A 23,405-nucleotide genomic window follows, 5' to 3' on the forward strand; every position below is an offset into this window, starting at 1 on the left:
GCCTGCTCACGAGGCTGTGACACCCCGGAAGGTCGCGTACAGCCCGGCGAACGTGCGGGCGGCGGTGACCAGGTCGCGGACCGGGACGTACTCGTCGGCGGTGTGCGCGACGCTCATCGAACCGGGCCCGTACACCACGGACGGGATACCGAGCTGGTTGCGCAGGAAGCGCGCGTCCGTACCGAGTTTCAGTCCCCGGACCGGTGCGTCCCCGGCCGCCCGCCGGACTTCGGCGACGAAGGGGTGCCCGACGTCCACCTCGGACCCCTCGGCGAAGGCGAGGACCTCGACCTGATAGTCGAATTCGCCGGTGGCGTCGATCAACCCGGTCAGGGTCGCCAGCGCCTGCTCGCGGGTCTGGCCGGGCAGCACCCGCCGGTCGACGCGCAGCCGGCACTGCGCGGCCACGATGTTGGCCGCGGTGCCGCCCTCGATCGTCCCCACGTTGCAGGTGGGCGAACCCAGGAACGGGTGCGCGTCGGTGCCGAAGTCGGCGAGGTGGAGCGCGGTGGCGATCCGCGCCGCGTCGGCGACCGCCGAGTGCCAGGCCGCCGGATCGCTGCCGTGCGCCGCCCGGCCGCGCACGACGATCTCCGCCATCAACGAACCCCGCTCGGCCACCCCGACTCGCAGCTCGCTGGGTTCGGGGACAACGGCGGCGTCGGCGTGCACGAGCCCGGCGGCGACCAGCGCCCCGGTGCCGGCGCGGCCACCGGTCTCCTCGTCGGCCACGAAGTGGAAGGCGATGGTGGCCGGCGGGACGACGCCCGCGTCCCGGCAGGCGCGCATCCCTTCCAGCGCCGCGGCGATCCCGCCCTTCATGTCGCAGGCGCCGCGACCGTAGAGCAGGCCGTCGCGCACCTGCCCGCGGAACGGCGGCACGGACCAGTCCGCTTCGGACACGGGAACGACGTCCACGTGTCCGTTGACCAGCAGCGTGGGGCCGTCACCGGAGCCGATGCGGGCGAGCACGGACGGGCGGCCCGGCTCCGGCTCGAAGATCTCGACCTCCGCACCCAGCTCGCGCAGCACGGCCGACAGCGGTTCGACCACCGGCCGTTCGCCGCCGGGCGGATTCCGCGTGTCGCACCGGATCAGCTCCGCGGCCAGGTCGGTCACCCGGTCGGCGCGCACGGCGGCCGCGGCGTTCATGCGGCCCTTCCTTCCAGGTGTGCCCCTGATTGTCCGGAATGATCGCGGTGCGCGGGCACGGCAGGGTTGACGGCGGAACAGGGACGCGCCGCACGAACGCGGTGGGCGGCGTGGCCGCCCTGCTGGCCGCGATGTTGCGGGAGGCCGCGATCCGGCTGGTCCACGTGCCCGGCTCGGTCGTGAACCGGCCGCGACGCGCCACCAAGGGTGGTGCGGCCAAGTCCGACCCGCTCGCTCCCGCCGCTGGTCTCGCACCGGTCCCGCAACAGTGCGACCCCGCCGGCACAGCCTTCTACCGGCGCAAACGCGCCGAGGGCAAACGACACCACCAAGCCCTCATCGCACCCGCCCGACGACGGATCAACGTCCCGCACGCGATCCTGCGCACCCGCCAGCCCTACCAGGCCGACTTTGCCGCCAACACGATCACAGCCGCTCGACACCAACATCAGGCCGCCTCCCCGGCGCGCGCGGTGATCGCGGCGAGCGCTTCGCTGTCGAGAAACCCGAGCGGGGCCAGCCCTTCGGCGAACCGCAGCAACGCCGGCCGGAACGCCACGACGTCGGCGAACAGGTCGGCGGCCTCCCGGTGCCGCCCGGCGCGGGCGAGCAGCACCGCGCGCCAGAAGTCGGCTTCGCGGTTGTCCGGCCCGATGACCTCCGCCGCCGAGGCCAGGGCTCGCAGGCGTTCCTCCAGCTCGTCCGGTTCGACCCCCTCGAACGGCCCGAGCGTCAGCCCGCGCGTGAACATCACGCCGCCGACGGCACCGAACGCCCGCGACCGGGGCAGCAGCCGCGACAACTCGGCCAGCGGGTCGGGATGGTCGTCGACGCGCAGGTCGACGACCACTTCGTCCCACGGCGCCGGACCGCGGCGGCCCGACACCACCTGCAGCGCGGCCGACTGCGAACCGCGCACGTCTCCCCCGGCCGCCTCCGCGGCCCGGAGCCCGGCGAGGATGCGGTCGGCGAGGTCCCCGTCAGCGGACTCGAAGGCGGCCAGCGCGGCCTGACACACCCCGGGCTCGGCCAGCATGTTCCCCAGCACCGCGACTTGGTGTCCCCGGGCGAACGCGGCGTGCGGCGCGCAGGACCCGCCGGTGTGCAGGCCCACCGAGCCCCGCGCGTCGACCACGCCCACCTGGCGGTAGGCGACGTCCGGGTCCTCGGCCACCAGGAGGTCCACAGTGGTCGCCGCGGGAACACCGGCCCGCAGCAACTCCAGGCCGCGCGGGCCGTAGCCGACGTTGACGAACGCCTGGGTGGCCACCGCGCCGACGCCCGCCTCGGCCCAGGGCAGCAACGCGCCGACACCGAAGAAGTGGGTCTGGGCGCCGACGCCGAGCTGACCGGTGGCCGGATCGCGCGCCACGATCGAGTACGTCACGGCTGTCCTTCCCCGGCGCTCGCGATGTGCTGCCGGAGGAGGTCCGCCACCCGCTCGGTCTCCTCCAGCATCGGCAGGTGGCCGGTCCCGGCCAGTTCCGCCGCGGTGCCGCCGGTGGCCTCGGCCAGTTCGCGCGACATGGCGGGCGGGCACGTCGGGTCCTCGTCGCCCGCCACCGCCAGCACGGGAATCCCGGCGGCGGCGACCTTGCCGGCCAGGTGCCGGATGTCCGCGCCGAAGGCCCCGTGCAGGATGTCGGCGACCACCGTTTCCGGCCGGGTCCCGACCGCCTCCGCCATCACCTCCCGGATCCGGGCGGAGTCCCGGTGCGCCCGGCCCACGATGGCGGGCACCAGGTCGGCGAAGTACCCGGCGGTGCCCTTGGCCTCGAGTTCGGTCACCATCGCGCCGATCGCCTCGGCCGGCACTCCGGTGCCCAGCGTCGAGCCGAACGTCGTGACGCTGGCGACCCGGCGCGGGTGCAGCGCCGCCAACGCCACGGAGATCGTGCCGCCGAGTGAACCGCCGCCGAGGTGCACCCGGTCCAGCCCGAGGGTGTCGAGCACGGCCAGGACGTCCGGGACGTAGCCCTCCTCGACGGTGAACGGCCCGGCCTGCCCGGAGTCGCCGTGCCCGCGCAGGTCCAGCGCCACGACCGGCCGGTCGAGCAGCGCGGCCACGTCTGCCCAGACCACGGCGGCGGAGTTGATGGGGTGGATGAGCAGGAGCGGGTTCCCGGGCCGGTCACCGGTGGTGCGCACCACCGACAACCGGCCCGCCGGCCCCGCGACGCTGACGCGGTCCAGGCCCATCCTCACTCCGTCCCGTGCTTGGGCATCTGCGGGTCCTGGACGCTGACGTGCATGTGCCAGATCCGCCAGTCCGGGTTGCCCGTGCCGTCGTCGCGGCGGAAGAACTCGGTGGTGCGGAACGGGGTGGGCACCGCGTCGGCCTGCCCCGGTGCCACGACGTCGGCGACTCCTTCGGCGGTGAGCAGCGCGACGTCGCCGAAGATCTGGACGTCGGGGCCCACGGTGTCCTTGATCGCGGTGATGTCCAGCCCGATCTTCGCGGCGTTGACCCACAGGCGGTGCTTGTCCAGGACGCCGTGGTAGGTGTGGCCGTTGAGGTTGAATTGGTGGTACCCGTCGCCCTCCGGGAAGTAGGCCAGCATCCGGTCGGCGACGAGGCCGACGTTGGCCTCGTACCAGCCCTGGTGCACCGCGAGGATCCGTTCGAGGTCACTGCTCATGGTCGTGCCCTTTCAGTGGGTGAATTCGCCGGTCAGTTCACCGACGGCGGCGAGGGTTTCTTCCGCTCCGTCCGCGACGACGGTCGCGATGGCGACGTTGTCCGCGCCGGCGTCGAGGTACTCCCCGATGCGCGCCCGCGCGGTGTCCTGGCCGCCGACGATTCCGAAGACGTCGATCCACGCCTCCGGCATCTCCGCGGCGACCACCTCGGGACCGCCCCGCGCGAGCATGTCCGCGAGGTGTTCGTTGACGCCGACCGCGCCGAAGAGCGGGCCGGGACCCGTTGCGGCGAGGTAGAAAGCGAGGACGGCTTTGAGCGCCTCGCGCGTGGCGGCCACCTGGCCCGGGTCGCGCGTGACGTTGGTGGCGGCCAGGACGCTGATCGTGATGCGCTCGTCGCGTCCGGCGGCCTCGGCCGCGGCGTCGAGCTTGCGCCGCGCGGCCCGCACGTACTCGACCGGCGCGAGAGCGCTGACGAGCAAGCCGTCGGCCAGGCGCCCGGTCAGTTCGAGTCCCTTGTCGCCGAGCACTCCGGTGAACAGCGGCACGGGTTCGGGGACCGGGTGGGTGAGCGTGACACCGCGGAAGGTGGCGAACCGCCCCTCGGCGTCGACTGTCTCCCCGCTGAGCAACGCCCGGACCCCGGTGAGCGTTTCGCGCAGGGCGCTCATCGGTGACTGCTGGGTCAGGCCCATCTGCGTGGTCCAGGCGGGGACGCCGTGCCCGATCCCGGGGATCAGCCTGCCCGGGTAGGCGCGGGCGAGGGTGCCGATCTCCATGGCGAGCAGCGCCGGATGGCGGACCACCGAGGACACGACGCCGATGCCGACGGGGATGTGCGACGTGGCGCCGAGAGCGAGCGCGGCGCCGGCCACACCGCCGAGGAAGAAGTAGTCCTCCGGGAGCCACAACTCCCCGAAGCCGGCTGATTCCGCGGCCGCGGCGTGCTTGCCGATCTGTTCCGGCGGGGTGGTGCTGCCCAGCAGCACTCCCAGCCTGCTGCGAACGGGGTGGGTCATCGACGGCTCCTGTCGTGCGGACCGGATCACAACGTTGTGGCAGAACTTACGAACCAGGCCGGTGTCCGCGCTTCGTGCGCGGTGATGAACCGGGGAGCGCGGGATTGTGCGCGGTGCACGACGCGCACGGTTTCGCGTTAGTACAACGTGTGCTTGTAGTGGTCGTCGATGACGGCGTGCAGGCCGCCGCCCACCAACTCGCCGAGGTTGTCGTTCATCTTCCTGGCGTTCTCGGCGATGGTCATGGTGTAGTAGTCCCCGCCCAGGAGCACGGCTTCTGCCAGTCCCCGCTGGTCGCCTTCCCACAGTTTCGACCGGATGATCGCCTTGCCGCACTGCCCGAACACCTCGCGGATCCGGACGATTGTGGCGAGCACGGCGGGTTTGCCGTCCGCGCCGAGCATGCCGAGCAGCTCCGGGTCGTCGGTGACGAACGCGTCACCGTTGACACGCAACACTTCCCGCAGCCCGGGCACGAAGAAGACCAGACCGACGGCCGGGTTCCGGCTGAGGTTTTCGAAGGTGTCGGCGAGCTTGTTCCCGGGGCGGTCCGGGATTGCCAGCGTCCACGGGTCCAGGACACGCACGGAGCCGGGCGGGTCCCCCTTCGGGCTGGTGTCGAGCTGGCCGTCGGCGCCGACCGTGGACAGGCAGAAGAAGGGGCTGTGGGCGATGAACCGCGCGGCGAACTCGCCCAGTCGCGGTTCCTTCTTGTCGGCGATGAACGGTTCCGGGAACCCGATGACCTCCCGGACGCGTTCCATGGTGATCGGCTGGTAGTCGTCGGCGGCGGTTCGAGGGACTGCGGTCATGCCGGCACTCCTGGTCTAGAGGTCGAGGGTGAGCTTCGGGGTGTGCGCGCGGGACACGCAGATGAACATCCGGTCCCCGGCGGCGCGGCCGGCCTCGCCGAGGATCTCGTCGCGGTGGTCGGGCACTCCGTCGAGCACCCGGGTCTCGCAGGACCCGCAGACACCGGAACGGCAGGACGACGCCGTGGCGACGCCGGCCTCCTCGAGTGCGGTGAGGATGCTCCGGCCCGCGGGCACCGTGACCGTCTTGCCGGACGCCGCGCACACCACGTCGACCGGCGCGTCCGCCGCGATCGACGCACGCGCCCGCGGCTTGAAGCGTTCGATGTGGACGGTGCCGTCCGGCCAGTGGGCCGCCGCCTCCCGCACACCGGCGATCAGCGGTTCGGGGCCGCACGCGTAGGCCTCCAGCCCGGGACGGACCTCCGCAAGGGCCTCGGCCAGTGGCATGCGGCCGACCTTGTCCGCGGGGTAGCAGTGCACGCGCCCGCCGTGGTCGCGCAACTCGTCTCGGAAGGGCATGGACGCTTCGGTGTGCCCGCCGTAGAGCAGTGTCCAGTCCGCACCCCAGGCGTCAGCCTGGCGGACCATCGGCAGGATCGGCGTGATCCCGATCCCGCCCGCGACGAACAGGTAGGACCCGGCGCGGCGGAAACCGAAGTTGTTGCGCGGGCCCTTGATGCGCAGCCGCTGACCGGGGCGCAGGAACGCGTGCACGTACTCCGAGCCGCCACGGCTCCTGCGCTCCCGCCGGATGCCGATCCGGTAACACGACCGGTCGGCGAGCGGGCCGCACAGCGAGTACTGCCGTTCGATCCCGGTCGGCAGCACCAGATCCACGTGCGCGCCCGGTTCCCACGGCGGCAGCGGATCCCCGGCGCGTGACCGCAGTTCCAGCGACACCACGCCGTCCGCTTCCCACCGCAGCTGCCGGACGATCACCTCTTGCTCGGCCACGCCCATCCGACCCACTCCTCGTTAACAATGTTACTGACCTGGCCCGGGAGTGTAGTGATAACGTTGTTAACGTGTCAACGAAGCCAAAGGACAGCGACCGGGGCACCCTCGCCGCCCTGCGTGGCGGAAAACTGGTGCGGGCGGCGCTCGACCAGGTCAACGACGGGGGGCTGGAGTCGCTGACGATGCGACGGCTGGCCGAGCGGCTCGGCACCCACCTGCCGACGATCTACCGGCTCTACGCCGACAAGGACGCGCTACTGGACGACATGGCCGAAGCGATCCTGGCGCGCGCTCTGGCGTCGCGGGACCCGGCCGACACGGACTGGGATGCCCGAACCCGGCGGCTGGCCACCGGACTGCGCGCGGCGTTGCTCGCGCAACGCGACGGCGCACGCATCGTCGGCGGGAACTACGCGGCGAAGCGGAACAACCTGTCCTTCGTGGACACTCTCGTCGGCTGCATGCGGGACTCGGGCCTTCCCGGGGAGCCGGCATTGTGGGCGGCTAGCACGGTCTTCTGCTTCGTGCTGGGCGAAGCCCTCGAGCAACAGGGTGCGAGCGGCGACGAGGTCGGCGTCCTGCTGGACGCCGTTTCGGCGGGCGGGTACCACCACCTGGCCGCCAGCCCGGTCCAGCACCTGTTCGACTTCGACGCGCGGTTCGCCTTCGGGCTGGAGCTGCTCCTGGGTGGCGTGCGGCGCTACACCGCCTGAGCCGCGACGGCCGGTTCCGTCCCCAGCCGCTCGGCCGCGAGCGCCCTGGCCGCCGCCAACGGGGTGGTTCCGTCGCGCTCCGCGCGCGCGAACAACTCTGCCACGGTGTCTCCGATCCCGCGGACCCGCGCGTCGAGGGTGTCGGCGTCCACGCCGTCCCCCTCGCGCAAGATCGCGTACAGCGCGCCGCCCGCATTGGCGACGAAGTCCGGCGCCCACAGGATTCCCCGCTCGGCCAGCCGGAGGTCCGCGTCGTCGGTGGCGAGCTGGTTGTTGGCGGGCCCGACGACCGCGCGGCACCGGAGCCCGGCGATCACCTCGGCGGTGAGCAGTCCGCCGACACCGGCCGGCACGAACACGTCCGTGGGAGCGGTGAGCACCTCGCGAGGCCCGGCCCAGATGGCCCCCACCTCGGCCGCGACCGCCTGCTTCGCCGGGTCGACGTCGGTGGCGGTGACCCGCGCACCTCGGGCGGCGAGCATCCGGGCCAGGCGCGAGCCGACCTGTCCCAGCCCCGAAACCGCGAAGCGCAGCCCGGCGAGGCCAGTGCCGGCGGCCACCCGCTCGACGGTGGCTTCGAGTGCTGCGAACACCCCTCGCGCGGTCGCCTCCGCGGGTTCTCCGGCCAGGCCGAGCACGTGCGGGGTCCGTTCGCGGACCACGGCCATGTCGGCGGTGCTGGTCCCGACGTCCTCGGCCGTGCGGTAGCGACCGCCCAGTGAGTCGACCAGGTCACCGAGGTCGAGCAGAGCGGCGCGACGTCGCCCCGCGTCCAGGCGGTGCCCCGGCGGCACCGCGATGACGCTCTTGCCACCGCCGGTGGGGAGGCCGGCCACGGCGCATTTGACGGTCATCGCCGCGGCCAGGCGGAGCACGTCGCGAATCCCGTCCTCCCAGGACGGGTACTCCCAGAGACGGCAGCCGCCCAGCGCGGGCCCGAGCCGGGTGGAGTGCACGGCGACCGCGATCGGCAGACCCGAGCGCGGGCCGCGGGCGACGCGTAGGTGTTCGTGTTCGAAGGACATCACGTTCTCCTCGTTCAGGGGATCAGGCGCTGATCCGGGGTGTGCGGTCCCGGTTCCCCGCGTCCCGCAGTTCGGCAAGGCGACGGCGGTAGGTGTCGACGTTGGCGAGCTTGATTCCTCGTAGCCGCGCACCAGGTCGGGCAGTTCGGCGATTTCGAGCGCCACGTCTTCGGGTCCCGCGAGCGCGTGGGTGATCGCCTCGCGGTACTCGGTGACGAGCTCGCGTTCAACCCGCCGAACCCGGGCGTAGCCGAAGAGGTCGAGGCGGGGTTCCGCGCAGCCGCCGGCCGGCCCGCAGCAGGCGCAGCACGGGACGCGACCACGGGCCGAGCGCGATCTTGCGCTTGAGGCCGAGCGCGCGCAGCACGGGCGGGTGGAGCTGGTAGGCGTAGCGGGCGCCGTCCCCGAACTCGGCCGCGATCCCCTCGGTCAGCGCCGGGTCCAGTGACAGGCGGGCGACCTCGTATTAGTCCTTGTAGGCCATGAGTTTGTGGAGGTTGTGCGCGACCGCCCGGTTGAGCGGGCCGTCACCGGCCCGGGTGCGCACCTGCTCGACAAACTCGGCGTGGTGCGGGCGTAGTCCTCGTTCTGGTAGGCGATCAGCTCGGTGACCCGGATGTCGAGGATGCGCGCCAGTTCGTCGTCGCCGGGGCGGACGAGTGCTCGCACGCGGCGCGCGGCTTCCGGCGCCGCGGGCACGGCGGGGGCCGGTTCGGTGGCGAGCGCGTCCGGGTCGGCCACGAGCTGAGCCCTCGTAACCGGAGACGAAGGCGGCGTGGTCCGCGCCCGACCGACGGTCGTGGCGGACGCGGTCGAGCACCGCGCGGACCAGGGCCTGTACACCGGTCAGGTAGACCGGTCCCGCCTCACGCACGTACCGCTCGTCCAGGGTGAAGGTGGTCATGCCGCGCCTTTCCACGTCGCGCCGGTGGGACGTGGATCACTTCAGCGGCCGCGGAGCAGTCCGCGCAACAACGGGCAGCTATCTCTGGGACAGGACGCAAAAATCCGGCGCACAACGACGGGGCCGGCCGCATCTATTGCGCACGATGCGCGTCATGGCGGATGAACTCCAGGACGCGACCGACCGCGAGATCCTGGCCCTGCTGCGCGAGGACGCGCGCCGGACACTGGCCGACATCGCCTCCCGCGTCGCGCTGTCGACGGCCGCGGTGAAGCGCCGCGTCGACCGCCTGCAGGAATCGGGGGTGATCACCGGTTTCACGGTGCAGGTCGATCACACCAAGCTCGGGTGGAGCATCGAAGCGTTCACCCAGCTGCGGTTCTTCAGCACCACGAACGTCGAGGAAATCCGCCAAACCACCACGCGGATGCCGGAGGCACAAGCGGTGTTCACCATCGCCGGCGACCCGGGCGCCCTGGTGTGGCTGCGCGTGCGCGACATGCAAGCACCTCCAACATACGATCGACGAGCTGCGCCGCAGCCGCCGCATCACCAGCACGAAAATCCTGATCGTGCTCGACTCGTGGACGCGCGGGCAGCAACGGCCCACCGAAACCCCGACCTCACCGGACCTGTGTCGACAAGATCTGGGTCCTCCCGAGGGAGGATCACCTTCGGGTCCGGCGTGGCTCGCGGCACCACGGTCCACCGTGGTCGTTCCGGCACAATGGTGGTGCCGCGCCAACGGGCATCATCTTCAGAGCGACCGCTCTTGCACTGGCGCTTGACGAACCACACAAATCTCTCCACTCCGCGAAGCTGTCCACGCCAACCGTCGGTCTCGCACTACTCGAAACAGAGCGAAATCCTGGTGTAACAGCACCACCAGTCTTATCGGGTGCTCACCCGGAACCTTCCCCCTCGACACCACCCCACTGCATTGCGATGGAAATTGGATGATCACAACTACTCGAGAAGACCAATCGACCTCGTCTACCAGCACCCGTAGACCGACAACCCACGATTTCCTTTCACAACTGGCACCTGCCGTTGACAAAGTCGCGCGGGTCGAGGTCCGCATTGTCGCGCGAGGTGAAACCACCGGTGGTGGGGTCGTACCACCGTGCACCCATGTTGGTGTTACCGGTGACCGGGTCGGCGTATTGGTGCTGATATCCGAGTGCTGTCCGGGTGCCGTCGGTGGCGGTGAACTCGCCGAACGGGCTGTATGCGCGCGACCCGGTGACCGTGCCTGTGGCTCGGTCCGATGTCGTGGCCAACGAAGCGCGGCAGGTCAGGGGCGCGATCGGGCAGGTCTTGCACTACCGCAGCGAGCTGGCTCACCGTCACGAGGGGATCAGGACTGCCATAGTCACCCCCGTCGTGGGTCTTCCTGGTGTGAGAATCGAGCACGCGTGTTTCGGAAGGTACGGTGAGTCGGTGAGCGATGACCATGCGGCCGCGATCGTCGGGCGTCTCCTCGAGGCCCGCGAGGGATTCATCGCGGAGCTGATCGGCGAAATGCGGGCGCGGATCCCCGAGCTTGACCACGACGCCGCGATCGTCCGGTTGCTGGAGGCCAGCGTCTCCGAGAACGTCGTCGGCGGAGTGAACTCGCTCATTCACGATGAGGACGCGGGATCGATCGACGCGCCGGATTCCGCTTTGGCGTACGCCCGAGCACTGGCGCGCAACGGGGTGCCGTTGTCCGCGCTCATCCGCGCCTACCGGGTCGGTCACTCACGCTTCATCGACTTGGTCTTCCGGTTCGGGGCGCGGATCCCCGACGAGGTTCGAGCCGACGTACTGGCGCTGTTGGTCCGGCGAAGCACGTTCTGGCTCGACGAGGTGACCTCGCAGGTGGCCCGCGCCTATGAGGTGGAGCGTGAGGCGTGGCTGTCGGGTAGTCAGGGGCTCCGCCGCCGGGTGGTCACCGATCTGCTGGAGCACCGGCCCATCACCGCCGACCAGGCGGAACGAGTTCTCGGCTACGGCTTCGACGGTATTCACCGATGCGTGTTGATCCAGACTGCCGCTCCACGTGCCGCTGACACAGTCGTGGAGGTCCTTCGCCTGGCGTTGCGGGCACGAGCGCATCTCGCCGTCGAGCTCGGTGACGGCGTCACCGCGTTGTGGTTGACCGTGTCCGACACGGCCGAGTCGCGCATCACCGCCGACGTCGAGCCGGCGGCCTTGGTCGCCATCGGCGCGGCCGCACACGGCGTGGACGGCTTCCGCCGCTCCTACCGCCAGGCCGAGCGGGTGCGCGTCGTGCTCACCTCAGGCGATGGCAAACCGCCCGCCGGGATCGACGGTCGGTCCGGCTGGGCCCGCTTCAGTGAGATGACCCCCGTCGCGCTGATGGTGCACGACGTCGAGGAGCTGAGGGCGTTCGTGCGCAGGCAGCTGGGCGATCTGGCCCGCCCGGATGCCCGTATCGAGGTCCTCCGTCAGACACTCTGGACCTACCTATGCGCACGCAGCAGCGTGTCGGCGGCGGCCGCGACGTTGACGATGCACCGCAATTCGGTTCAATACCGCGTCGAGCGGGCGGTGGAGCTGCTACCCGGGCAGACGCTGCCCGAGCCGACCTACGATCTGCAGGTCGCTTTGCACGCCGCGGGGTGGCTTGGAGCCGCTGTTCTCGATTGACGAGCCTCCTTCGTGCAATTCGCACAAAGCTGCCGGTCAAGTTCGGAGCCGGTGCCATAGTGCGCGCCACAGTCCTCCTCGTACGGTCCTGTCACCTGCCGCCCAGGTGGGTCGCCCCGACAACGAGGACGGGTCTCATGCACTTCGCTTTACTCCCCGAGGAGCGTCGCCGTACCGCGCCCGACGGCCTCATCCTCGCCGACGATGGACATCCGGCCGTCACCAACAGCGACTTCGCAGCCATGGTCAGCAGCGCAGCCAGCCGGTTGCACGATGCCGGGCTCCGCGCTGGGGGCGTCGTCGCGGTGAAGCTCACGAACCGAGTCGAACTGGTGGTGGCGATGTTCGCCGCGTGGCGACTCGGCGCGGCGCTCACTCCGGTCAATCCTGTGCTCACGGCCGCCGAGACCGCCTACCAGCTGGCCGACTCCGGCGCGGCGGTGCTGGTCACCGATCACCTCGACGATGTGCCGGCGGACGGGCCGGTGGTCGTGCCGGTCGACGAGCTCACCGCAGGCATCCCGGACGACTCGGTAGCTCCGGCGCGCGCCGAGTCCGGTGACATCGCCTTGATCATCTACACCAGCGGCACCACCGGTCGTCCGAAGGGAGTGTTGCTCACGCACGCCAACCTCGACGCCATGACGGCCTCGGCGATCGAGGCAACCGGCATCGATGCCGACGACCACTGCCTGTTGATCTTGCCGCTGTTCCACGTCAACGGCATCGTGGTCAGCATCCTGACGCCACTGCGCGCCGGTGGACGCACCACGATCGTCGGCAAGTTCAGCGCACGCAGCTTCTTCGCGTCGGTGGAGCGGGCACGGCCGACGTATTTCTCCGGGGTGCCGGCGATCTTCGCGATGCTGGTGAACCTGCCCGCCGACCAGGTGCCCGACACGTCCTCATTGCGTTTCGTCATCTGCGGGGCCGCGCCGATGCCGGCGCCGCTCATCAAGGCGGTCGAGCAACGCTACAGCGTCAGCCTCGTCGAGGGATACGGGCTGTCGGAAGCCACCTGCGCGTCGACCCTCAACCCCGTGCACGGTCCGCGCAAGCCCGGCACCGTCGGCCTGCCGATGCCCGGCCAGCGGGTGGCGATCATGGCCGAAGACGGGTCGCTGCTCGGGAAGAACGAAACCGGTGAGGTCGTGGTGTCGGGCCCCACGGTGATGAAGGGCTACCTCAACCGGCCGGAGGCGACCGCGGAGACACTGCGCGGGGGTTGGCTGCACACCGGAGACGTCGGCCGGTTCGACGAAGACGGCTACCTCGTGCTGGTCGACCGGATCAAGGACATGATCATCCGGGGCGGGGAAAACATCTACCCCAAGGAGATCGAGACCGTCCTGCACGATCACCCGGACGTGCTGGAAGCCGCCGTGATCGGGGTTCCCGATCCAGTGCTGGGTGAGGTTCCGGTCGCGGTCGTGTCCCTGCGCCGTGACGGCACCGCCTCAGTCGAGGAACTGGCCGCATTCCTGCGGACAAGGCTCGCCGCCTACAAAGTCCCCGCCCGCATCGATGTCGTGGCCGAGATGCCGAAGAATTCGGTCGGGAAGATCGACAAGCCGGTTCTGCGCGCTCGCGCGACACCTGTCACTGCCTGATCCTGGCGGCACATTCCCCCTGCCGCGGTGATCCCCGCCCTGCGCGTCCCGGCGACGACGCACCCGCGGCGCTCGTCCACACCGCACAACAACGAGGTTGTTCCCATGGCATTGCTGAAACCCACCTTGCCCGACGTCCCCGACATCACAGAGTGGCAGCAACGCTCCCGCAGCGAGCGCCTGCAGGTCCTGACTCGCCACTGGGTCGACCACGGCTTCGGCAGCCCGGTGCTGGTGTACAGCTTCTACCTGCTCAAGCTCGTCATCTATGTAGGCGGCGCGCTGACGTTCGTGGCCGCCACCCCCGGCATCGGTGGCGTCGGAGACATCGCATCGTGGTGGGATCAGGGCATCGTCTACCAGAAGCTCATCGTGTGGACGTTGCTGTACGAGGTGATCGGTCTTGGCTGCGGCTCCGGCCCGCTGACCTCGCGGTTCTTCCCGCCAATCGGCTCGATCCTCTACTGGCTGCGGCCGGGCACGATCCGGCTTCCACCGTGGCCGACGCGTGTTCCGCTGACGAAGGGCAGCCGGCGCACGATCGTCGACGTCGCGTTGTACTTGGTCGTGCTGCTCGGAGCCATGTACGCCCTCCTTCAGCCCGGGGGCATGGCGGTGGCCGGTGCGGAGGGCGCCGGGCTGCTCGATCCGCTGACCGTCGTTCCGCTCATCGTCGCGCTGGCCGTGCTGGGGTTGCGCGACAAGACGATCTTCCTCGCGGCGCGGGGTGAGCAGTACTGGCTGTCCCTGTTCATCTTCTTCTTCGCCTATGGCGATCAGCTCATCGGCTTCAAGCTGGTGATGCTCGCGCTGTGGTGGGGTGCGGCCACGTCCAAACTCAACCACCACTTCCCGTACGTGGTGGCCGTGATGATGAGCAATGCGCCCCTCATTCGGTTCCGCGCGATCAAGCGCCTGATGTACCGCGATTACCCGAAGGACCTGCGGCCGTCCTGGGTGCCGACGATGCTGGCGCACCTCGGTACGGCTACCGAGTACGGCGTGCCGCTGTTCCTGGTCTTCTTTGGCGATGGCGGCATCCTGACGTGGGTGGCGCTGATCTACATGGTCCTCTTCCACCTCCACATCCTCTCGACCATCCCGATGGGCGTGCCGCTGGAGTGGAACGTCTTCTTCATCTTCTCGCTGTTCTACCTGTTCGGCGCCCACGGCACCCACACCGTGTGGCAGCTGCAGAACCCGTGGCTGCTGGCGGTGCTGCTCCCGAGCCTGGTGGTGCTGCCGCTGCTGGGCAACGTGCGGCCCGACCTGGTGTCGTTCTTGCCGGCGATGCGGTACTACGCCGGCAACTGGGCAACGAGCTCGTGGATGTTCCGGCCTGCAGCTCTGGCCCGTATGGCCGAGGTTCTCACCACCAGCTGCGCCCTCCCAACCGAGCAGCTGGCTCGTCTTTACGACGCGCGTACGGCCGCCCTCATGGCGGGCAAGGTGCAGAGCTGGCGGGCGATGCACTCGCACGGCCGTGCCCACAACGGGCTCGTCGACCGGGTGGCCGGCGATGACCCGGACGTGATCGTCATCGACGGCGAGCTGATCGCCGGTTTTGCGATCGGCTGGAACTTCGGCGAAGCTCACCTCCACGACGACCAGCTCTTGCGCGCCATCCAGGAGCGCTGCGGGTTCCTCCCCGGTGACGTGCGGATCGTGACGCTCGAGGGGCAGCCCATCCAGCGTCAGGACCAGCACTACGAGATCCACGATGCCGCGCTCGGGCTGCTGGAGACGGGCACTGTCACCGTCGCGGAGATGCGCGCACGCCAGCCGTGGCCTACCGACGGACGTAACTACCCCGTGCACGACGTGCACCGCACCGAAGCCGGAAACACCGCCTTCGCCGCGGCGGCGAGCCCGAAGCGCCCGGGGACCTCGGCCGGTGCCACTCCCGCGGCTACCTCCTGACGAGCACGCGAGGTCGGGGATCCAGTCATGTCGAAGGAGAAGATCGGATGACGACCGCCACGATTGTCGGCAGCGGACCCAACGGGATGGTCGCCGCGGCCATCCTGGCACGCGCCGGGCTCGAGGTCACCGTCCTGGAGGCGGCCGAGACGATCGGCGGAGGTACCAGAACGGTGGAGGCTCTCGTCCCGGGTCTGTTGCACGACCACTGTGCGGCGGTCCATCCCATGGCGGCAGGCTCGCCGATCCTCAGCGATCTGGGCCTCGATCGGTACGGGCTGCGCTGGATGCTGCCCGAGATCGACTGCGTCCACCCTCTCGACGACGGATCCGCCGGCGTCCTCCACCGCTCGGTCGAGCAGACTGCGGCAGGACTCCACGGCGACGGCGGTCGTTGGCGGGCGCTGTTCGAGCGGAGTGCGGCCGGCTACGACCAGCTCAGCGACGACATCATGGGACCGCTGCTGCGCGTGCCTCGTCACCCGGTGCGCCTGGCCCACTTCGGTGTTCCGACGCTCGCGCCGGCTGTTGTCCTCGCGCGGGCGTTTCACACCGAACAGGCACGAGCTCTGTGGATGGGCACCGCCGCACATGCGTTCCGGCCCCTGGACCTGCCCCTGTCCTCGGCCATCGGCCTGGGTATCCTCACCGCCGGCCACCGGTACGGATGGGCCGTCGCCCAGGGCGGATCACGGTCGATCACGGACGCGCTGGCTGCTCTCCTCCTCGACTTGGGAGCCAAGATCGAGACCGGCGTGCGGATCCGGTCGGCGGCCCAGCTGCCGCCCAGCGACATCGTCGTCTGGGACCTCGCCCCGACGGCCCTGGCCGACATCCTGGGAGACCAGTTACCCCCGCGCGTCGCCCGCGCCTACCGGCGCTTCCGTTCTGGTCCAGCAGCTTTCAAAGTCGACTACGCCGTTGAAGACGGCGTTCCGTGGACCGCACCCGAGGCGCGCAAAGCCGGCACAGTCCACGTGGCAGGCAGCGCGAGCGAGGTTGCGAAGGTCGAGCGAGACGTCCACACCGGACGCATGCCGGAACGCCCGTTCGTCCTGGTCGGACAACAGTACCTCGCCGACCCCTCCCGTTCCGCCGGGAACATCCATCCGGTCTATGCCTACGCCCACGTTCCTCGCGGCTGGACCGGTGATGCCACCGAAGCGATCACGGCCCAGATCGAGCGGTTCGCCCCCGGGTTCCGCGACCGCATCGTGGCCAGCAACAGCACGTCCCCCGCGCAATTCGCGGCGGACAACTCCAACTTCACCGACGGAAACATCCTCACCGGAGCCAAGGACTGGAGACAACTCGTCTTCGGACCCCGCGCGACGCTGCGGCCCTACGACACCGGCCTGCCAGGCCACTTCCTCTGCTCCGCCGCGACCCCGCCCGGCCCAGGCGCGCACGGCATGTGTGGTGCGCACGCCGCCCAACGCGCTCTTCGCCACCTTCGACAGATCTGACGACTCCAATCCGTCGGCCGCGACCGGCTCACTGCGACATTGACTTTGCAGAACCGATGAACAGTTCACCCGAAGAAGCTCGTGTTTTTCACGCCGGGCATCAGGCGGGAAGAGAGAGGCAATGCCGCCACTCGACGATGTACTTGAACAAGCTCGTTCCGGCAACCCAGCCGCCTTTGCTGCCATATACAAGCAGCAACGCCTCGTCAATATTTCGTTACCTTCGAATCCGCCTAGCGAACACTGCGACAGCCGAGGACTTCACCAGTGAAACTTTTCTGAGGGCATGGCGAAAACTGCCGGATTTCCGCCCGGAATTAGGTTCTTTCACGGGCTGGCTGTACACCATTGCGAATAACCTCGTTCGCGACCACCGCAAGTCTTCCGGCTATCGCCGTGAATTACTCGACGGCGAGCACCACGACAGGCCTGATCCAGCCCAGGAGGTCGATCTGCTCGCGTTGTCCCGGATCGAAGCCGGCACTCTTCGTCGATACCTCGGCGAGCTCAGTGACCTTCAGCGAGAGTGCCTGCTTCTACGGTTCTTCGCAGGACTCTCGGTCGCAGAGGTGGCTACGATGATGAACAAGAAATACCAACAGTATTCGCGCCCTGCAGCATAGAGCCACGCGTTCGCTTGCACGGCTAATGGCTCACGAACTCGCCGCATGTGACATGCCGTTGAATATTGCATGAAGTGCGATATTCAACCTCTTAATGGACTACTCGAACGACTGCGTACGCCTGAAATTCCTGCCCATGTGCGCCGATAGTGCGAGCCAAGAATTGGAATAATATGCACGATTTTATGGTGATCGTAAAGTTCATGGCACCACTTCTCGTCTTGATGTTATGCCCGATCTGGCTGCCACTGCTCGGCACCCTCATCGGCGTCATATTAGATCGTTTTCGGTCCGATGAGCGTTGATCGTTATTTTGGAAGTCTTATTGCCCGAGCTGACCGCCACTTCGGCCACGGCGACGGCCAACCGCGAGAGCTGCTCAGCATCCGTCGCCACCGTGAAGACTGGTGCGCCGCCGTCGCGTTCGCGCGGTCGCTACCCGAGGTCGACGGACCTGGATGAGCTCGAACGACAGCTTGTTGACGTCCTCCGGCGACAGCGCCTGGAAGAGCCGCTTGAAGTCGTTGAACAGGGTGGCCAGGTCCAGCGCGGGAGCAGCCTGCTGGACCGGGATCGTGTCGCTTCCCAGGTGCAGCGGGCCGACCAGCAGCGAGCTCCAGGTCGGCACGTCGGATGGTGCGACAGCCAGTTGCGGCGCGAGCAACCCCGACAACAGCTGTTGCTCGGGCCGGGAGTTCGCCAGCGACGGACCGGCCGGTGGCGAAGACGAGCCGTCCTGGATGGGCCGGCCGCCGGGATACTGCGGCGCCTTCTCGCCGGGCGCCAGGCTGTAGCAGCGTGGGCCACGGTGATCGTCGTAGGACGGGGTGTCGACGCCGGGCACGTACTTGCCGCGGCTGTTGGCGATCTCGATGGTGAGGTGCAGCATGTGGTCGTTGGCGGGACCGCCAGCTGACGCATCAGGCACGAGTACTCCGGCGCGCAGCGCTCAAGCAGCTCCAACGTCGGACGCGAGTCGCCGACGACCCGAGGATGACGACCGTGACGATCGCGCTGCGCACCGCGCGCCGACCGCGAACACCAGCACCTTGCCGAAGGACCAGAGGACGTCACCGGGCGGCAGAAACAGGTTGAAGTAGTGGTCGTAGGTGCCTGCCGATTACCCGTTGAGCAGTACCGTGATCGCCCGGGACGCGAGGTAGGAGGTGAGCAGCCCAAGTGCGTAGAGCGGGATGATCGCGACGAATCCCGCGATCTCCGAGATGCGCATGGCCCCCAGCTGAGCGGTGAACCCGGAGCCGACCGTCACCGACAGCGCGATACCCGCGACCGCCGATGACGGCGAGCGCTCCCGTCCCGAAACTGACCTCCGACAACAGGCGGAGGATCTCCCGGGGATAGCGCCGCAGCGTGCGCGGTGCCCACATGAGGGCCCGCAGGGGTTTGCCGGCCAGCGCGAGAAAGTCCTCCCGCAACGCCGTGGCACGTGTCGTCGTTGACATCGCTCGTCTCAGCTTCCCTTCGCGGGAACGACTTGCAGGTAGATGGTGGTGATCACGAAGTTGGCGAAGTACAGCAGCAGGAAGGTGATGACCACGGCGACCACTCCGGCGGTGAACCCGAAGATCAGCGCCTTCAGCTCGCTCACCCACAGGTCGGGCAACTGGGCCAGTGCGTTGAAGCTGGCCAGGTACGCGCCGGGAGTACCGTCCTGCAGGAAGCCGTTGAACACGTATCCCCCGGCGACACCCACGATGCTCACCAAGCCGTTGAGCAACGCCGCGACCGAGGTCATCGCCAGCACCCGGGCACGACGAGCCGTTGCACGGGCGACACGCTGAGCACCTTCATCGCATCGATCTCCTCGCGAATGGTCCGCGAGCCGAGATCCGCGCACACCGCGGAACCACCGGCGCCGGCGATGATCAAGGCGGTGACGATCGGCGCCGCCTGCTGCACCGTGGCCAGCACACCCGCCGCACCGGTGAAGGACTGCGCCCCGAGCTGGCGGGTCAGGGAACCCAGTTGCAGCGCGATGACCGCGCCGAACGGGATCGCGACCAGGGCGCTGGGCAGGATCGACACGCTCGCCACGAACCAGAATTGCCCCACGAACTCACGTGTCTGGAACGGTCGCTTCGGCAGCAGCCTCGCCACATCGAGCCCGAGCTCGAACATCCGGCCAGTCTGGACGAACGCCGGTGACCCCGGAAACGACCAAGCCCTGCCAGGGGTCATCCCAGATCACCGTGAACCGGTTGGTACAGCGCGGCGTCGGTGAGGGCGTGCCTCCCCGGCGCCACGCCGTGGTGGCGCTGCTCCTCCGGTGACAGCGACTCGATGATCCCCTCCTGCGCCGCCGGCGGGAGGGTGGTGCAGGATCTTCATGACGCGGTCCTTGCGGCGGATCGCGCCCTGTCTGGTCGGCACGCCCGGGGTCGGCTGCATCTGCGCCGGGATGCCAGTGACATCCTCGACCCCGCCCGCGTGGTGGCCGGCCTCGAACATGGCGCGCTCGGCGGTCATCTGGGCGGTGTCCTTCTCCTCGGACATGCCGATCGGGCCGTCCATGCGGCCGTTGAGGAACTGCTTGACGACCGGCTCCTCTCTGATCAGCAGCACCTCGCGGGCCCGATGTGATGTCTCTGGACATGCGTGACGGTTCTGCATCAGGACATCGGTAACGGTTGATGTCTCAGGACTTCGGTGACGGAACGGGCGTCTTGGGGCGCAGGCCTCGAGGTCGGCCGTTGCCGACGTCCTTCACACCCGGCGCGGAGCGGTTTGGTTCGGCGATGATGACGCCGTCGAGGCCGACGAGCGTGTGCTGGTCGCCGTCGGTGATAACGAGGACAATCGTGAACGCGTGATCGACGTCGCCGGGGCTGCGCAACCGGGCGGTCGAGCCAGCCCTGGCGGACACAGGTCAAACTTCTCCCCCAATGCGGCACAAGCAAGCCGCCGACCTGCGGTAACAGCGAATCCCATGCGCAACATTCTCCGTTCTACACATCCGAGAAACGGGTACACGAGTGCGCGTTCAAACCGCAAAAGAAGGCGGTCAGGAAACCCGGTCGGGCCGCGCCGGTGAGGCGGACCCGGATTCCACGGCCGGTTCGGTCGTCACGGTCTCCAGCGCCTTGCCCGTGGTGTTCCTGGCGACCAGCGTGGTGACGGCGAGGAGCAGGAACAGGGCCCCGAGGAAGGCCCATACCGCGGAAAAACCGGCAGCCCGGTACAGCGCAAGAACGATGAAGGGGCCGATCGCGCCGCCAACGTGTCCCACGCCGTTGCACAGCGCCATAGCCGTGGTGCGGCCCGCCGTCGGAAAGTGTTCCGCCGTCAGGAGGTACATCAAGGGAGCGAAGATGCCGATCTGGAACGCGACCAGGAAGTAGGCGGCGAAGATGACCGGACTGGACGGCGCGATGGCCACCAGCCCAAGACTCACCGCGACGAGGCCGGAGACGACCGCAGCCGGCACCTTCCGCGGTACCCGGTCGGCGACCCACATCGCGAACAGGCCACCAAGGACGATGCCGAGACTCGAGCCGAGCGTCATCTGCAGGCTCTTGGCAAGACTGAACCCGTGCTCGGTGAGCAGCGTGGTACCGAGGCCCACGACCGCGTACACCGGCAGGTAGTTCAGCAGCCAGATTACGAAAAAGAGCAGCATCCACGGGAGGACACGACGGCTGAAGAGAACGCGGATGTCGCGTGCGGGCTCCGGCGATTGCGTGCCGGTCGGCGACGACGACACCGGAGTATCCAGCCCCTCCCGCACTTCCGCGGCTCGCAGGATCTTCTCCGCCTCTGCGGAACGCCCGTGCAGGACGAGCCATCGCGGCGACTCCGGCAGCGACCGGTAGAGGAGGATGAAAATCACGGCGCCTGCCACCGGGACAATGAGAATGGCCCGCCACCCCCACGAGAATGTGGGAATCAGCCACACCGACATGATCGGGACCAGCGCATACCCGACGAGTGCGGGCAGCGTCGTCCTTGCCATGTAACGCCCCCGGCTCGCCGCCGGCGCGAGCTCGCTCATGTAGGTGCTGATGACCCCGAGCGTCGCTCCGATACCGAGCCCGGAGACGAAACGCGCGATGGTGAAGACCTCGATCGAGGGAGCCAGCGCGTTGACCAGTGAACCGACGCCGTAGAGAACGGTCGCCATCAGAAGGCCCGCGCGACGGCCGTACCGGTCGGCCACCACGCTGTTGATCAGACCGCCGACGATGTAGCCCCAGAGCCCGACGCTGACGACCGTGGTCGCACTGGCCGTCGTCGCGTGCAGGGCTTTCAGGGCGGCAGGCAGAGCGCTGCCGATATTGCCGATGTCGAAGTAGGCGAAGAAGAAGCTAACGCCGGCGATGAAGAGCACGCGCGGCGAGTACGGCCAGCGCTGCAATCGGTCGATGCGTACGGCAACGTCGTCGATACGCATAGGTCCTCCGTCCTTGGGGGAATCGGCCGGGTTGACCACCTGGGCCACAAGCAAGGGGCGCCGCGCATTCCAGAGCCACAGCTAGCCTCATCGCCTGCCTGGTATCCGTATTTACGGATAGGCGTCCGTAATGCCGGTCGCAACCTTATGGCCACGGATACGGGGCGTCAAGGTCCGAGATCGGCGTGCAGGCCGTGCCGGCACGGCCTGCGAAGCTGGGTCGAACGCCGCGAACGCCCGACTCGACCAGCCGCTGTAGCCTTCTCGGTGCCCACCCGTACCGACCGCGGGCTGACGAGTCGTTGGCACCACGTCCGCCAGCAGATGACCGGATCGGAACTGTCCGGTTGAGGTGGCCCTCAAGGTCGTGGCAGGCGGCTCAGCGGCGGGGCCGCGGTGCGTTCTGGCGGCGTTACCTGTGATCAGGCTCGAGCCAGGGCGCAGGCGCGGCGGAGCACAGGGACCACGTCAGGCCGATTGTCCGGGACAGCCAGGCAGCACAAGTTCCGTCTTCTCGCCAGACCGTCGACGCGGGTCTGCCGCGGCGAGGACTACGGCCGCAATGACCGACCTGGCGCGCGCCGCCAGCAACGTCGTGGCCGAGCATCGCCTAGGGTCGCACAGACTCACCCGGATCGACCTGCCCATCACTGAGCAGTTCCTGAATTCGACGTCCGATTTCGGGCAGCGAGTCCTGGAGGTCGGCGGGACCGAGCGCGCACACGGCGCCGATCAGCTCACCGTCGGAGCGTCGCAGCGCGGTCGCCACCGAGTAGATGCCGGGCACAGTGCGACCGGGATTGTAGGCGAGGCCGGTCGCCCTTACCTCAGGCAGCTCGGCGAGGAAGCGGTCCACCTCGGGCTGCTCGGCGGACGACGCCGACAACAACAGCGAATCCATCTCCCGCACCGGCAGGTTCGCCAGGATGATCTTTCCCGACGCGGACCCGTACAGCGACCGGCGACTGTGGTTGCGGGCAGCGAACTCCAGCGCGGGCTCATCACCGATGTGGTCGACGAACACGAGCGACATTCCCACCTGGATGCCGATCAGTACGCTGCAGCCGACTTCCTTGTGAATGCGCGGCAGAAGCTCGCGATCGATGTCCTGAGCCGCCACGCGGTTCCCGTTCAGAGTCAGGATGAACGGCGCCGAGCCGAGGCCGAACCTGTGATCGCGCTCGACCAGGTACCCGGTGGCCACGAGTCCATTCACCAGCTCGTGCACGGAACTCTTCGGGGCACCCAGCCGTTCGGCGAGATCCGCCAGCGACAGTCCGTGACGCACCGGAGCGACCATCTCGAGGATGGCCATCACCCGATCGACAGTGCGGTGATGACGAGGTGGCACGCGCTGAGTGTAGCCGGAACGCGTTGACGCACGAGCGCGACAACCTTCTCTACCCAGATATACGAGCTTCCTCCGTATATACGGACGGGCTAGGTGTGCTGTTTGGTGAGGTTGGTTCCGCGGCTGGCGGGGGTGTTGCCGCCGATGCCG

General features: G+C 68.8%; 19 protein-coding genes and 5 pseudogenes. 7 read left to right on the forward strand and 17 right to left on the reverse strand.

Annotated elements, in window-relative coordinates; translation table 11 throughout:
- Positions 1-6: 6 nt before the first annotated feature.
- The 7 genes from ACCP09_RS06795 to ACCP09_RS06825 all read right to left on the reverse strand — a co-directional run bounded on the left by ACCP09_RS06795 (position 7) and on the right by ACCP09_RS06825 (position 6,580).
- Positions 7-1,152, reverse strand: coding sequence for a M20 family metallopeptidase (locus ACCP09_RS06795; protein ID WP_433744088.1), 1,146 nt, complete (start codon positions 1,150-1,152; stop codon positions 7-9).
- 448 nt (positions 1,153-1,600) lie between these two features.
- Positions 1,601-2,539 carry a DUF1028 domain-containing protein gene (locus ACCP09_RS06800; RefSeq protein ID WP_433744091.1) on the reverse strand — a complete coding sequence of 313 codons (939 nt, stop codon included), beginning with the start codon at positions 2,537-2,539 and terminating at the stop codon, positions 1,601-1,603.
- Positions 2,536-3,351, reverse strand: a complete 816-nt coding sequence (locus tag ACCP09_RS06805) for an alpha/beta fold hydrolase (protein WP_433744094.1) — start codon at positions 3,349-3,351, stop codon at positions 2,536-2,538. Before ACCP09_RS06805 ends, ACCP09_RS06800 begins: the two co-directional genes overlap by 4 nt.
- Positions 3,352-3,353: 2 nt before the next feature.
- Positions 3,354-3,791, reverse strand: a complete 438-nt coding sequence (locus ACCP09_RS06810; RefSeq protein ID WP_433744097.1) for a nuclear transport factor 2 family protein — start codon at positions 3,789-3,791, stop codon at positions 3,354-3,356.
- A 12-nt stretch (positions 3,792-3,803) separates the two neighbouring features.
- Positions 3,804-4,811 carry an LLM class flavin-dependent oxidoreductase gene (locus ACCP09_RS06815; RefSeq protein ID WP_433744100.1) on the reverse strand — a complete coding sequence of 336 codons (1,008 nt, stop codon included), beginning with the start codon at positions 4,809-4,811 and terminating at the stop codon, positions 3,804-3,806.
- 137 nt (positions 4,812-4,948) lie between these two features.
- A complete protein-coding gene (locus ACCP09_RS06820) occupies positions 4,949-5,623 on the reverse strand; it encodes an MSMEG_1061 family FMN-dependent PPOX-type flavoprotein (protein WP_378336825.1) in 675 nt (224 codons plus the stop codon).
- 15 nt (positions 5,624-5,638) lie between these two features.
- The gene (locus ACCP09_RS06825; RefSeq protein ID WP_378336826.1) at positions 5,639-6,580 is read right to left on the reverse strand and encodes a PDR/VanB family oxidoreductase; all 942 of its coding nucleotides are present in this window, start codon (positions 6,578-6,580) and stop codon (positions 5,639-5,641) included.
- 71 nt (positions 6,581-6,651) lie between these two features.
- On the opposite strand from ACCP09_RS06825, the gene ACCP09_RS06830 reads away from it, so the two are divergent.
- Complete coding sequence (locus tag ACCP09_RS06830) at positions 6,652-7,296, forward strand: TetR/AcrR family transcriptional regulator C-terminal domain-containing protein (RefSeq protein WP_378336827.1); 645 nt, start codon at positions 6,652-6,654, stop codon at positions 7,294-7,296.
- Here the strand turns inward: ACCP09_RS06830 and ACCP09_RS06835 are convergent.
- The gene (locus tag ACCP09_RS06835; protein ID WP_433744105.1) at positions 7,284-8,321 is read right to left on the reverse strand and encodes a Glu/Leu/Phe/Val dehydrogenase dimerization domain-containing protein; all 1,038 of its coding nucleotides are present in this window, start codon (positions 8,319-8,321) and stop codon (positions 7,284-7,286) included. The genes ACCP09_RS06830 and ACCP09_RS06835 overlap by 13 nt on opposite strands.
- A 22-nt stretch (positions 8,322-8,343) precedes the next feature.
- Positions 8,344-9,068, reverse strand: a pseudogene (locus ACCP09_RS06840) (DUF6537 domain-containing protein); the annotation flags it as partial.
- Between the two features lie 311 nt (positions 9,069-9,379).
- On the opposite strand from ACCP09_RS06840, the pseudogene ACCP09_RS06845 reads away from it, so the two are divergent.
- Positions 9,380-9,827, forward strand: a pseudogene (locus tag ACCP09_RS06845) (Lrp/AsnC family transcriptional regulator); the annotation flags it as partial.
- A gap of 429 nt (positions 9,828-10,256) precedes the next feature.
- On the opposite strand, the gene ACCP09_RS06850 reads toward ACCP09_RS06845, so the two are convergent.
- Complete coding sequence (locus ACCP09_RS06850) at positions 10,257-10,505, reverse strand: RHS repeat-associated core domain-containing protein (protein ID WP_378337300.1); 249 nt, start codon at positions 10,503-10,505, stop codon at positions 10,257-10,259.
- A 160-nt stretch (positions 10,506-10,665) separates the two neighbouring features.
- Between ACCP09_RS06850 and ACCP09_RS06855 the strand changes: the two genes are divergently transcribed.
- From ACCP09_RS06855 to ACCP09_RS06875, 5 genes are all read left to right on the forward strand, one after another.
- Positions 10,666-11,877 (forward strand): helix-turn-helix domain-containing protein, encoded by a 1,212-nt coding sequence (locus ACCP09_RS06855; protein WP_433744110.1) that lies wholly within the window; start codon positions 10,666-10,668, stop codon positions 11,875-11,877.
- Positions 11,878-12,014: 137 nt separating this feature from the next.
- Positions 12,015-13,487 (forward strand): class I adenylate-forming enzyme family protein, encoded by a 1,473-nt coding sequence (locus ACCP09_RS06860; protein ID WP_433744113.1) that lies wholly within the window; start codon positions 12,015-12,017, stop codon positions 13,485-13,487.
- A gap of 105 nt (positions 13,488-13,592) precedes the next feature.
- On the forward strand, positions 13,593-15,407 hold the full coding sequence (locus tag ACCP09_RS06865) for a DUF3556 domain-containing protein (protein WP_433744116.1): 1,815 nt from the start codon (positions 13,593-13,595) through the stop codon (positions 15,405-15,407).
- A 47-nt stretch (positions 15,408-15,454) separates the two neighbouring features.
- Complete coding sequence (locus ACCP09_RS06870) at positions 15,455-16,873, forward strand: phytoene desaturase family protein (protein WP_433744119.1); 1,419 nt, start codon at positions 15,455-15,457, stop codon at positions 16,871-16,873.
- Positions 16,874-16,929: 56 nt separating this feature from the next.
- Positions 16,930-17,496 (forward strand): RNA polymerase sigma factor, encoded by a 567-nt coding sequence (locus ACCP09_RS06875; RefSeq protein ID WP_433744122.1) that lies wholly within the window; start codon positions 16,930-16,932, stop codon positions 17,494-17,496.
- A 379-nt stretch (positions 17,497-17,875) separates the two neighbouring features.
- Here the strand turns inward: ACCP09_RS06875 and ACCP09_RS06880 are convergent, their stop codons facing one another.
- The 7 genes and pseudogenes from ACCP09_RS06880 to ACCP09_RS06910 all read right to left on the reverse strand — a co-directional run bounded on the left by ACCP09_RS06880 (position 17,876) and on the right by ACCP09_RS06910 (position 23,255).
- Positions 17,876-18,424: a hypothetical protein gene (locus ACCP09_RS06880; RefSeq protein WP_433744125.1), complete on the reverse strand. Its 549-nt coding sequence runs from the start codon at positions 18,422-18,424 to the stop codon at positions 17,876-17,878.
- Between the two features lie 102 nt (positions 18,425-18,526).
- Positions 18,527-18,959, reverse strand: a pseudogene (locus ACCP09_RS06885) (ABC transporter permease); the annotation flags it as partial.
- 8 nt (positions 18,960-18,967) lie between these two features.
- Positions 18,968-19,695, reverse strand: a pseudogene (locus ACCP09_RS06890) (MlaE family ABC transporter permease).
- Positions 19,692-20,085 (reverse strand): annotated as a pseudogene (locus tag ACCP09_RS06895) (ABC transporter ATP-binding protein); the annotation flags it as partial. The pseudogenes ACCP09_RS06895 and ACCP09_RS06890, both read right to left, overlap by 4 nt.
- Before the next feature lie 67 nt (positions 20,086-20,152).
- Positions 20,153-20,380, reverse strand: a complete 228-nt coding sequence (locus ACCP09_RS06900) for a hypothetical protein (RefSeq protein WP_433744128.1) — start codon at positions 20,378-20,380, stop codon at positions 20,153-20,155.
- 138 nt (positions 20,381-20,518) lie between these two features.
- The gene (locus ACCP09_RS06905) at positions 20,519-21,904 is read right to left on the reverse strand and encodes an MFS transporter (RefSeq protein ID WP_027935183.1); all 1,386 of its coding nucleotides are present in this window, start codon (positions 21,902-21,904) and stop codon (positions 20,519-20,521) included.
- A 610-nt stretch (positions 21,905-22,514) separates the two neighbouring features.
- Positions 22,515-23,255 (reverse strand): IclR family transcriptional regulator, encoded by a 741-nt coding sequence (locus tag ACCP09_RS06910; protein ID WP_433744131.1) that lies wholly within the window; start codon positions 23,253-23,255, stop codon positions 22,515-22,517.
- Positions 23,256-23,405: the final 150 nt, after the last annotated feature.

The organism is Amycolatopsis sp. 3B14, from assembly GCF_050958625.1.
GTDB lineage: Bacteria > Actinomycetota > Actinomycetes > Mycobacteriales > Pseudonocardiaceae > Amycolatopsis_E > Amycolatopsis_E thermoflava.